This is a genomic window from Leptolyngbya sp. FACHB-711, assembly GCF_014695615.1.
In the GTDB taxonomy this organism is placed as follows: Bacteria; Cyanobacteriota; Cyanobacteriia; order Elainellales; family Elainellaceae; genus Leptolyngbya_A.
This window is the reverse complement of sequence record NZ_JACJOR010000084.1, coordinates 1-10,841: the sequence shown is the minus strand read 5'-3', so window position 1 is coordinate 10,841 and position 10,841 is coordinate 1. Positions and strand designations below refer to the sequence as shown.

Below are 10,841 nucleotides of genomic sequence, written 5' to 3'. Positions count from 1 at the left end.
CTCTGTGGCAATGATATCACTCAGACTTTCAGATTGTGTCAGCTAAATTCAAGACACGATGACTTTAAATTTTTAGTAAAAGTGAGCGATCAACAACATGATGAGCAGAACAATGAACAGCGGAATTTAGCACACTAAATTAGTCAGTCTGATAAGCATTACTTAAGCCTTACTGCATTAAATATCTAAGAATATCTAATCAATCGATGCAGCTTTTTTGGTGAACTCAAGATCGCAGCTTCAATTCATTGTGTCTTGGCTATCTCTACCCGTTTGGATAGGCAGGACGCTTACTCGATCGCTGATAGCCCCGACCTTTCACCCCTGCACCCCTAAATCTGCACTTGACCAACTTAAAGAAACGCGATAAATAAATCGAAGCAGAATCTTAACCTACACGACGCTTTTGCTTTTCTTTCTGTTTTTCTCGTTTAGCAGCTACTTTCGCTGTTTTTTCTGCCTCGATCGCCGCCAGTCTCACTTTTTCTTTTTCTTCGGCAATTTTATCTAAATAGTAGTGATAGTCACCTGGATAGAGGCGCAATTCTCCGTCGCGAATCTCAACAATTTTGGTCGCAACCTGTGAGATGAAATATCGATCGTGGGAGACGACGATCGCCGTTCCATCGTAATGCTGGAGTGCTTCTTCCAGCGTTTCTTTTGCAGGAATATCGAGGTGGTTTGTTGGCTCGTCTAGAATGAGTAGATTCGCTGGACGCAGCAGCATTTTTGCAAGGGCAAGTCGAGCTTTTTCTCCGCCGCTCAGAGCCGCCACTGGCTTAAAAACCGTATCTTCGCTAAAGAGAAATCGTCCTAACAAAGTCCGAACTTCTTCGTTTTTCCAATCTGGAACCTCGTCGTGAATAGTATCCATTACGGTCTTTTCCAGATCCAGTGCTTCCGCTTGATTTTGCTCGAAATAGCTAGGGATCACTTGATGCGCACCTAGACTGACCGTTCCTTCGAGCGGTGCTTCGCTTCCAGTAATCAGACGCAACAGGGTCGATTTACCCGATCCGTTTGGGCCCAGAATTGCAATGCGATCGCCCCGCTCAAGCAGCAGGTTTGCCCCCAGAAATAAAATATTGTCCTCATAAATATGAGTGAGGTTCCTGATGATGACCACTTCGCGTCCGCTGCGGGGTGCAGGCGGAAACCGGAAGTGCAAGGTTTTTACAGATCCGACCGGAGCGTCAATTCGCTCAATTTTTTCAAGCTGTTTTTCTCGGCTCTTTGCCTGAGTGCTGCGGGTCGCGCTGGCTCGGAAGCGATCGACAAATGCCTGCTGTTTCTCAATTTCCTTTTGCTGCCGCTCAAATGCGCTGAACTGGGCGTTTTGAATTTCTTCTTTTTGCTGAAGGTAACTGCTGTAATTGCCGAGATAGCTTGTGGAGACGCCTCGCTCGGTTTCGACAATCTGATTACACAGGCGATCGAGGAATTCCCGGTCGTGCGACACGATCACCATTGGCGTTTCCAACCCTTTCAGGTAAGTTTCTAGCCATTCGATCGTTTCCAAATCCAGGTGGTTAGTCGGCTCGTCCAGCAGCAGCACATCGGGAGACTGAAGCAGAATTTTGCCCAAGCTCATTCGCATCTGCCAACCGCCGCTAAAATCGCCCACGAGCCGATCGCTGTCCTGCAGCTGAAAGTCAAGCTCCGGCAGAATCTTCTCGATTTGGGCTTCTAGACCGTAGCCGCCGAGTGCCTCAAACTGTCGCTGAAATTTGTCGAGCTTGTGGATCAGGCGATCAAGTTCTGTGGGACTGGCAGACTGCATCTCGTGCTGGACGGCTTGCAGTGCCTCGTGGGCGTCATTGGCTTCTCGAAATGCCCGCCACATTTCATCTCGGACGGTGCGGTCTACCTGTACATCAAATTCCTGCGTCAGGTAAGCAATCTTCAAGCTGGATGGACGAATGATTTCTCCGGAAGTCGGTTCGATTTCCCCGGCAATAATTTTGAGCTGGGTTGATTTTCCTGCCCCATTCACGCCCACCAGACCGATGCGATCGCCCGGTTTTACTTCCCAGTTCACGTCCTTTAGCACTTCGCCGGTCGGATAAATTTTGGAGATGTGTTCCAGACGCAGCATTGCAGGACTCCACTCGAAATGAGGAAAACGCCACATCAAATGTAACAGAAATGTTATCGCTTCAGTGACGTAAGCAATACTTGCTAGCTTGGGCTCGAAGCAGACGCAAACTTACCTGCTTAAGATATTTGAACAAGGAGGATGCTTGAACAAGCGAGCGGGCAAATGGGCAGGTGGGGCATAGCCGCGGGCAGTGCGTTGGATGTTTCGTCTCTGCAGGGTCTTGGTGGGCGTGGGTAGGGAGGCTCTCACCACTGAGCAGCACCCTTGTAAATCTTGAGATTCAAGAGATTAAAAGATTAAAGCGTTTGTTTGACCGCAACAGGCAGCTCAAACTGCTGCTCGATCGTCAACTTCCGCTCTGTCATGCCTTGCTCAAACAAATGGGTCGGCAATGCTTCTTCCACCGTCCAGACTCCTGGCTTTTGCAGCGCACCCGATAGCAACACCTGAGCAATACTCCCTGTGCCGCAGCCGGAAGCGTATGCAGTGTTTTCGTGGGCAAAGGTTGAAACGTACTGGGTGGGCTGCCCGTTGCGCTTTCCACGCACTTCTGCCCGCATTGCCACGCCAATACCGCTCCAGCGATCGGTCACGCTAGTCATGGTGTAGCTAGTTTTCGACAAAAATTCGATCATCCATGGTTGCCGCATCAGTTGGCGCGGAAACAGGTGAGCTGCCATCCAAGTGAGGCGATTGTAATAGTCGGGCACAGAGCCAAATTTGGTGATCACCGTTTTAACGGGAAATGCCTTGCACAGGGTAAACGCTTCTGGCATATCAAACCAGTACACGCCCGATCGCCCGTAACCGGGAAACTCAGTCATCTCGCGTCCAGTGTAGGGCTTAATTTCCTGCCATCTGCCGTCTACCCAAACCTGAAATGGATTTTGCAATCCGAGGAAAGTTGTCCGCATCACAGTGACGCCTGCGCCGCCCGACCCGGAGACTACATAACTAAGGTGAATCACTTCCGGTTCGTCAAGCTGTTCGACGCCCTGCCGCACCATACTGTTCGAGATACCGGGAAACACGCCAGAGTTAATCACGGCGGTTGTGCCTGCCTGCTGTGCTGCCTCACAGAGACTCAACGCATTTTTGGTAAACGATCGATCGTCGCTCACATCAAGGTAGTTCACGCCTTCGCTGATGCAGGTTTTAAGCGTAATCGCATCCCGGTAACGAAAGGGTCCTGCACAGTGAATCACCAGATCTTTGTCTGCCACCGCCGATCGCAATCGCTCTGCGTCCGAAAGGTCAAGTTCGAGAAACCGCACCCGCTCACCGAGTTTATCGCTCACATGCCCCGTATCAGCCGTGCGTCCTGTAATCGTGACTTCTGCATCGGTGTAGGTCAGCAGATCTGCGGCAACGCTGCTACCAATCCGTCCTCGTCCGCCTACGATTAAAACTTGTTTTGTCATCTTGCGTTGATGTATCAAGTTGTTAAGACAGCGTGTTCTGCTGCGTCGCTATTCTAACTTAGGCAAGAGGTTGACCTGAGCGAAGCGTGAAGATTTGATACAGTCAATCAAAGCGTTTCATCAGCTGAAAAACGATCGCAAAGTTAAGTTTGAAAAATTAAGCTTGGATCTATTTTCCAATCATAAAAGGGTGGCAAGTAGAAAACTAAAGTAAAAAAGGGCGATCGAAATAAAACGCTTCCTAGCAGATGACAAAAGCGGCTGCTTAAAGCGGCGATCGCTTTAACTATGATATTTAAATATCTTAGATTAGCTATCTCAAGCAAATTATCTGAAAGAAATCATTTCAAATAAGTTACCTCAAATATACTAAAGTTGGCTAGCCGTCCAAGCAATTCCTGCACGAAATTACTCGAATGGGCTAACCAACTGAATTTATGTCAACGGTTTTATTTAACCGTATTGAACCGCTTGGGGAATAACAGATTTATTGCAGGTGAAGCAGGTCGCGCACGACGCTGTAACCACCCAGATCCCAAAGCAGGTATGCTACGAAGCCAATCATTGCCAGACGACCGTTCCACAGTTCTGCTTGGGGATTCCAGCCGAACAGGAAGGCATTACGGTCTTTACCGTTATAAGCACTAGCGACGGGGGGTAGATCGGTTGCGTTACGAGTTTCCATTGGTTAGACTCCTAAGTTGCTGACAAACGTTACGTTATGTTTCATACCTTAGCTTTCGCAGCAACTTGTGCTATCCCTCGGAGGTTATAGATCGACGATCGAGTTTTTAGAGCATGATTCGCCTCAATTAACCTCATTGTTAACTGAAATTGACTATCAACCAGAAATTGATGTGGTATTTCTATCTATTTACAGGTGATAAATCCCTTAATTTCATTATGTATGTTGCACCTTAACTGATTCAAAACCAATTCAAAATCGATTCAAAACTGATCCAGTCCTGCTTATAAGGTCGATCAGTCTTCTGAGAGATGAATTTCCTCGATCGCCTGTGTCACTTTCAGGAAAGAGTTGTGCCAAAGCAATTTAAGAGGAGAACAAAAGATTATGGCGACGACATTAGATGACGCAAAGCGGCAAGCGATTGGCATGAAGCTGTCAGAAATGGCAGAGATGCAAAAGTTTTTGATGGAAAGCGAGCAGCAGTTCATCTCTCAGATTGCTGATGATGACATTCGCGATCGTCTGCGGAGTATGCTTCAGGATGATCAGAAGAACCTAGGCATTATTGAAACTGTTATTGTTCAGTATGGTGTGAAAGCTGACCCCAAACCATCTTCATTCCAGATGATTGAAATGGGTCGTCAGATCAACAACAGTTCTGACTTCTCTGTGCTGGAGAAGCTATCTCATCACGAACTGATGAAGCATGCTGTCACTATGATGGGTCTGCTGGTTCACAAGTGTGCCCAAGTTGTGGGTGCAGACGTAGAAGCTGCAATCACTCCGCTCAACACCGTCAACTTTGAAAACCGCGCTCACCAGGAACAGCTCAAGGGCGTTCTGGAGAAAGTTGGCGTTCGTGAACTGACGGGCAAAGAAGCTGACCAAGGTCTGTGGGGACGGGTTCAGGATGCTGTTGCTGCGCTGTCTGGTGTTGCAGGAAGTGTTCTGACTCAAAACACCGATCGCTCTGACATGACGCTGCAAGATATCCTCCGCATGGATCACCAGAAAGTGAACGTGCTGTTTGCAGAAATCATGCAGACCAATGACCCGATGAAGCGTCGCGAATACTTCGGTCAGCTCTACAAAGATCTGCGCGCTCATGCCCTAGCAGAAGACGAAATCGCATACCCCGCAGTGCGCGGCAAATATCCCGAAAGCGATCTGCAAGAGCTGTACAACGAGCAAGATTCTTGGTTGCCCAAGCTCGACCAGATGGCGAAGATGGATATGATGTCTGAGCAGTTCATGAACGAAATTCGTCAGCTCATGAGCGAAGTTCAAGATCACGTTCGTCAGGAAGAAAGCACTTTCTTTGCAGCCGTGCGTGACAGCTTTGGCAAAGAAGAGCAAGAGCGTCTGGGTTCTCAGTTCAAAGCGAAGAAGAGCCAGCTTCAGGACGAAATGAAGTCTTCGATGTCGATGTAATTCGATGTAATTATCCAAACCGTCTCCCTACCCCCTAATGCTGGGAAACTGGGCCCCTAAAAGTCTTCTTTTGCAAGTGAAAGGCTTAGCAGCTTAAGGTCCCCACCCTTCGGGAATTTAGGGGCGGCATCGGACATTGAATATTCATCAAACAACCTCAATTGCAGGTTAAACGATTTATCCCCCCTCAGATTCATATCAGGGGGGATTGCTATGCAAATTAAGTTTTTCACATCTTAAGTTTTTCATATTTGATAAGGAGGTTAAATCATGTCCCCCGAATCTCAAAAGCTTCAGCCCCCGCAGCATCAAAACCAGCAGCCCGGTTTAGAGTCCGAAATGACGCCTAAGCCCCAAGCTGTTGACTCGAAGTACAAAGGCAGCGACAAACTTCTAGATAAAGTCGCGCTTATTACAGGCGGCGATAGCGGGATTGGTCGTGCTGCTGCAATTCTGTTTGCCAGAGAAGGTGCAGATGTAGCGATCGTTTATCTCAACGAACACGACGATGCCCAGCAAACCAAAATGATGATTGAGCAGGAAGGTCGTCGCTGTATTTTGATTCCGGGTGATATTGGTTCGGAAGATTTCTGCAAAGATGCTGTTTCTGAAACGGTTCAGGAATTCGGGCATCTGGATATTTTGGTGAACAACGCCGCTGAACAGCATCCGCAAAAAAGCATTGAAGACATTACCGCAGACCAGCTTGAGCGCACCTTCCGCACGAATATCTTTGGAATGTTCTTCCTGACCAAGGCAGCTTTGCCTCACCTGAAAGAAGGCAGTACCATTATCAACACGACGTCGGTGACTGCTTATCAGGGCAGCCCGGAACTGCTAGATTACTCCTCTACCAAAGGCGCGATCGTAGCATTCACGCGATCGCTGTCAAAGTCTCTGATTGAGAAAGGCATCCGCGTGAACGGTGTGGCTCCGGGACCCATCTGGACTCCGCTCATCCCTGCAACTTTCCCCGAAGACAAGGTGGCACAGTTTGGCAAGCAGGCTCCGATGCAGCGCGCCGGACAGCCCGAAGAAATCGCGCCCTGCTATGTGTTCCTGGCATCCGATGACTCGTCCTACATGTCAGGTCAAATTCTGCACCCGAACGGGGGCGCAGTGGTGAACGGCTAATTGTTACCGTAATCCGAAGTGCCCGATTGATCCATGAAACCTACTCTTTTGTGGGCAATGGATTCACACTTCTTCCAAACCCTCTGCCAACGTTGGTAGGGGGATTATGCTTTCTCGGCTCAGGTTTTCCCTTTAATGTTTCAGGACGTTCTTCGATCGATCAAACATTTCTGGCTACGGCGAATTTATCCTAGCCTTGCCAGTTTGATTGCGGCGATCGGCATGGTGGGCTTGATTAGCTGCTTATCGGTGCTGTGGCTAGTTGCCTATCTTAGCGACGAAATCCTAGAGCGCGAAAACTTTGCGTTTAACACTGCTTTTTTAAACTGGCTGCATCAGTTTACAAATCCGACGCTCGATCGCCTGATGCTGGCGATTACCCATCTGGGAAGTTGGCCGATCGTTGTGCCAATTCTCCTTACTGTTTTTTTAACGCTCTGGCTCAAGCGACAGCGACAGGAAGCACAGATTTTTCTGATTGCCAATATCGGTGCATTTATTCTCAAAAACGCGCTGAAGCTCTTTTTCAAAAATCCCCGTCCGGCGTTGTGGATGCGGCTAATCACTGAAACGTCTTACAGTTTTCCGAGCGGTCATGCGCTGGGGTCAATGGTGCTATACGGCATGATCGCATTTCTGCTTGCAAGGCACTTTCCAAAAAGAGCAGGCTGGTTTTATGGAATCGCAGCCGTGCTAACTGGGGCGATCGGCTTTAGTCGGCTGTATCTGGGGGTGCATTGGGTGACGGATGTTGTCGGCGGCTGGGGAATGGGATTTTTGTGGCTGATGATTTGCGTGGTGATGCTGCGGTTAAAGCAACCGCTTGTGGTTTGATGGCGATAGCGATCGGAGTTTGAGATTTAGAAAGCAACACAAGCTGAAAGCCCCTGGAATCAAAGAATTCAGGGGACTTTTCGCTAACAACGCCGCTAACAATGCAGGTGCGCTCGCAACTCGGACTGAGGATATTGCTTTAGCTCACTTGTTCATCTTGCTTATTTAGCTCACTTGTCGATGCAGGACTTCGGTTCGTTCGGCGAGCTTCTCTCCGCCCGCTTCTGCCAGTGCCCGCACATATTTCGACTTAAATTCTTCCAGCACATCGAGCAGTCTGGACTGAACTTCCTGCAAGGTTTTGTCCTGATCAAATTCTTCGGCGATCGCTTTCCGTAAATTGTGCTGTAGGCGATCAGTAATTTCCTTGCCTTCTGAATCCGAGAGTGCGCCCCTCAGACTCTGATAAATTCCCTGCACTATTGAGTTAGACAACTGCTGCACCACTTGAGTCAAGATTCGTCCCACTCCCGGCATGTGATGAAGCTGGGAATACACGGTCATTTGTTCCAAAGTTCTGGTCAGGCTATGCTGGACCAGCTCCTCGATGTCGGGCTGAATGCGGGGCAGGATGTGATGCACGCTGGTGTCATAAAGCTGATCCGTAATAGCAACCATTTCCTGGGGATTAATCCCGTTTGTTGAGGAGTCCTGATCGGGTAAAGCAGACGATAGCCATTCGATCGGATTACCCTCGCGCAGGGACTCTTTCATCTGGTCAATAATTTGAATTCCCACAATTCCGGCTAAATCGGCTCCGACGGTGACGATCGTATCTCGCTGTACCTGTACCCGGATTGGTTCCAGATCGAGTATATCGACTAGATACAGGCGCAGAGCAACCGGAATGACCCGCAGCCACCGCCAAAACGGAAGCAGTAACAGCAAGTCATACCATTCACGCAGTACCACATCGATCCAGGTTAAATCGGGATTACGACGACGAATCAGGAGAATTCGCATCAGCATATCAACCGCAAAAATCAAAACAAACGGCAGATCAATCAGCCAGAAATAATCGATCGCTGCGCCCCAGGAGTTGACTCTGCGGTAATAGTTTGTCTGAAAAAATGGCTGAATCTGAGCATCCCAAAATGCGAGTTCCTGCTGCCATCCCTGCTGTTCGAGATATGCAGAACTCCAGAATTGATCAAAAGCATCGCGGGTAAAGGGTTGCCCTGTTCTCGTCCGCATATTCTGCTGCACTGTTGCCAGTACTTCTTCTCCACGGGGCGCAGCAAAGGCTGTCGTTAACTGCTGGCTCAGGATTCGCAGTTCCTGCAGCGAGTCTTCCACTTGAGGTGACTGCAACTCGTATTCGGCAAACTGGCCCTTCAGGCGATCGACCTGCATCTGGTAATACTGAGTTTCAGGATGAACCTCAACCCCCTTTACCGGATCATAAATCTGAGTAATATCAGGTAAATATTGCCTGTACACTGGACGCAGATTAAAGTAAGTCAGATCAAAAAAGACTAGCCCCAAATTAATCAGAGCAACGATCGCAATAATCAGCGCGGTGCGAGGATGACGGCGTTCAAAATCAGGCTTAAATTTAACCATAGTCGCTTGGAATAACGGTACTCAACTGCTTACATCAGACCTGCATCAGGCTGCATCAGACTTGTATTAGGTCTGCATCAGACGGCGCGAAAATCGGTGCGAATTTGCACCACGGTCTGACCTTCAGCTTCGATCGTTAATCCTCATGCTCGATCAGGCATCGTTCTGGAGTATTACCCCCTTTCCTTAGCGCACCTGCTGACCTAATTACCCACTCTCCTCACCACGCTCTCGATCGCCCTCACTAGCTCATCCGGGTCAACGGGCTTCACTAAATGGCGAGCAAACCCAACAGCAAGTGCCTGCTGCTGGTCGAGTTCGCTAGCGTAGGCAGTGAGAGCGATCGCAGGCAAAAAACCATTTTTAAGCACGAGCGATCGAATCTGGCGCATCAGGGTATAGCCATCTATTTCGGGCATTCCGATGTCGCTAATCAGCAAATCAAATTCCGATCGAGCGATCGCCTGAATTGCTGCTTTTGCTGAGCTAACCGCAATTGGAACCGCCCCCGATCGCTTGAGGGTAAAGGCAATGAGGTCACGGGTATCGTTGTCATCGTCCACGACCAGAACGCGCAGTCCAGTGAGGAGATGAGGCGGTGCGGGGGTGGGAAGATGATTTGCTCCCCATCCTGATGTTCTGCTGTCCCCATCTATTTCCCGATCGCCCAGACTTCTCAACAGGGGCAGTGTGACGATAAACGTTGTGCCTTTTCCCTCGCCTTCGCTGGTTGCTTTCACGGTTCCGCCGTGGAGTTCCACCAAATGCCGCACAATCGCCAGCCCCAAGCCCAAGCCGCCAAATTTGCGCGTGGTTGCTCCGTCTTCCTGCCGGAAATAGTCAAACACATGGGGAAGAAAGTGGGGGTGGATGCCTTTTCCGGTATCGGTGACGGTGATTTGGGCGAGGGTGGGAATGGCGGACTGGCAGGGTAGAGAGGAGTCAGAGGAGGTTGTGTCTGCTGCTGTACTCGCTGCACGGTTCTCCAGCTCTCTATCTTTCCCTTTCCTCATTTCCCGATGCTTACTTTCCACCTGCTCTAGCGTGACCTGGATCCTGCCGCCATTCGGCGTGAACTTGACAGCGTTTGAGAGCAAGTTCCAGATCACTTGCTGCAAGCGGTTTGGATCCCCTGAAACACAGGCAGCTATTGGAAGGAGATGGGTTTGAATTTGGATTGATTTTGCTTCGGCGGCAAGGCGCACGGTTTCGATCGCCACTTCGATCGTTTCATTTAAATTCACCTGGCTCACATTCAGGCTGAGCCTGCCGCGCAGAATCCGGGAGACATCGAGCAGGTCTTCGATCAGCTGGGTTTGCAGTTTGGCGTTGCGTTCGATAATTTCAAGGGCGCGATCGGTTGCGGTTTGATCGAGCCGCTGTTCGCGCAGGAGTTTTGACCAGCCCAGAATCGGGTTGAGGGGCGATCGCAGTTCGTGAGACAGCACGGCGAGGAATTCGTCTTTGATCCGGTTGGCGGCTTCTGCCTGGGTGCGGGCAGTTTGCTCGGCGGCGTAGAGGTGTGAGTTTTCGATCGCTACCGATGCCATTTGAGCAAGCTGCATCAAAATATCTTCGTCGGCTGCGGTAAATTCTCCTTCATACTTATCGGAAAGCTGAATCAGACCGAGATTTTTACCATTTCTGCAAATCAGAGGGGCTGCTAGCCAGC

Annotated in this window: 8 protein-coding genes; 3 read left to right on the top strand and 5 right to left on the bottom strand. The window is 49.5% G+C overall.

Translation table 11 applies throughout. The features are described from left to right. Nucleotides 1-388: 388 nt before the first annotated feature. From H6F80_RS02405 to H6F80_RS02395, 3 genes are all read right to left on the bottom strand, one after another. Complete coding sequence (locus H6F80_RS02405; protein WP_190790017.1) at nucleotides 389-2,095, bottom strand: ABC-F family ATP-binding cassette domain-containing protein; 1,707 nt, start codon at nucleotides 2,093-2,095, stop codon at nucleotides 389-391. Nucleotides 2,096-2,394: 299 nt separating this feature from the next. After that, nucleotides 2,395-3,519: a saccharopine dehydrogenase family protein gene (locus tag H6F80_RS02400; protein WP_190790016.1), complete on the bottom strand. Its 1,125-nt coding sequence runs from the start codon at nucleotides 3,517-3,519 to the stop codon at nucleotides 2,395-2,397. Nucleotides 3,520-4,006: 487 nt separating this feature from the next. After that, on the bottom strand, nucleotides 4,007-4,204 hold the full coding sequence (locus H6F80_RS02395) for a chlorophyll a/b-binding protein (protein ID WP_190790015.1): 198 nt from the start codon (nucleotides 4,202-4,204) through the stop codon (nucleotides 4,007-4,009). A 387-nt stretch (nucleotides 4,205-4,591) separates the two neighbouring features. Between H6F80_RS02395 and H6F80_RS02390 the strand changes: the two genes are divergently transcribed. The 3 genes from H6F80_RS02390 (at nucleotide 4,592) to H6F80_RS02380 (ending at nucleotide 7,606) form a co-directional block, all read left to right on the top strand. Then, nucleotides 4,592-5,638: a hemerythrin domain-containing protein gene (locus H6F80_RS02390; RefSeq protein WP_190790014.1), complete on the top strand. Its 1,047-nt coding sequence runs from the start codon at nucleotides 4,592-4,594 to the stop codon at nucleotides 5,636-5,638. 270 nt (nucleotides 5,639-5,908) lie between these two features. Then, a complete protein-coding gene (locus H6F80_RS02385; protein ID WP_190790013.1) occupies nucleotides 5,909-6,772 on the top strand; it encodes an SDR family oxidoreductase in 864 nt (287 codons plus the stop codon). Nucleotides 6,773-6,907: 135 nt separating this feature from the next. After that, nucleotides 6,908-7,606, top strand: a complete 699-nt coding sequence (locus H6F80_RS02380; protein WP_190790012.1) for a phosphatase PAP2 family protein — start codon at nucleotides 6,908-6,910, stop codon at nucleotides 7,604-7,606. 165 nt (nucleotides 7,607-7,771) lie between these two features. Here the strand turns inward: H6F80_RS02380 and H6F80_RS02375 are convergent, their stop codons facing one another. Then, nucleotides 7,772-9,169, bottom strand: a complete 1,398-nt coding sequence (locus H6F80_RS02375; protein WP_190790011.1) for a hypothetical protein — start codon at nucleotides 9,167-9,169, stop codon at nucleotides 7,772-7,774. A gap of 203 nt (nucleotides 9,170-9,372) precedes the next feature. Further along, the coding region (locus H6F80_RS02370) for a hybrid sensor histidine kinase/response regulator (RefSeq protein ID WP_190790010.1) at nucleotides 9,373-10,841 on the bottom strand (1,469 nt) is incomplete at its 5' end.

Bases quoted from the DNA above. Each gene is read 5' to 3' on its own strand.
- H6F80_RS02395 (WP_190790015.1), bottom strand. From the start codon at position 4,204: ATGGAAACTCGTAACGCAACCGATCTACCCCCCGTCGCTAGTGCTTAT.
- H6F80_RS02400 (WP_190790016.1), bottom strand. From the start codon at position 3,519: ATGACAAAACAAGTTTTAATCGTAGGCGGACGAGGACGGATTGGTAGC.
- H6F80_RS02375 (WP_190790011.1), bottom strand. From the start codon at position 9,169: ATGGTTAAATTTAAGCCTGATTTTGAACGCCGTCATCCTCGCACCGCG.
- H6F80_RS02380 (WP_190790012.1), top strand. From the start codon at position 6,908: ATGTTTCAGGACGTTCTTCGATCGATCAAACATTTCTGGCTACGGCGA.
- H6F80_RS02390 (WP_190790014.1), top strand. From the start codon at position 4,592: ATGGCGACGACATTAGATGACGCAAAGCGGCAAGCGATTGGCATGAAG.
- H6F80_RS02405 (WP_190790017.1), bottom strand. From the start codon at position 2,095: ATGCTGCGTCTGGAACACATCTCCAAAATTTATCCGACCGGCGAAGTG.
- H6F80_RS02385 (WP_190790013.1), top strand. From the start codon at position 5,909: ATGTCCCCCGAATCTCAAAAGCTTCAGCCCCCGCAGCATCAAAACCAG.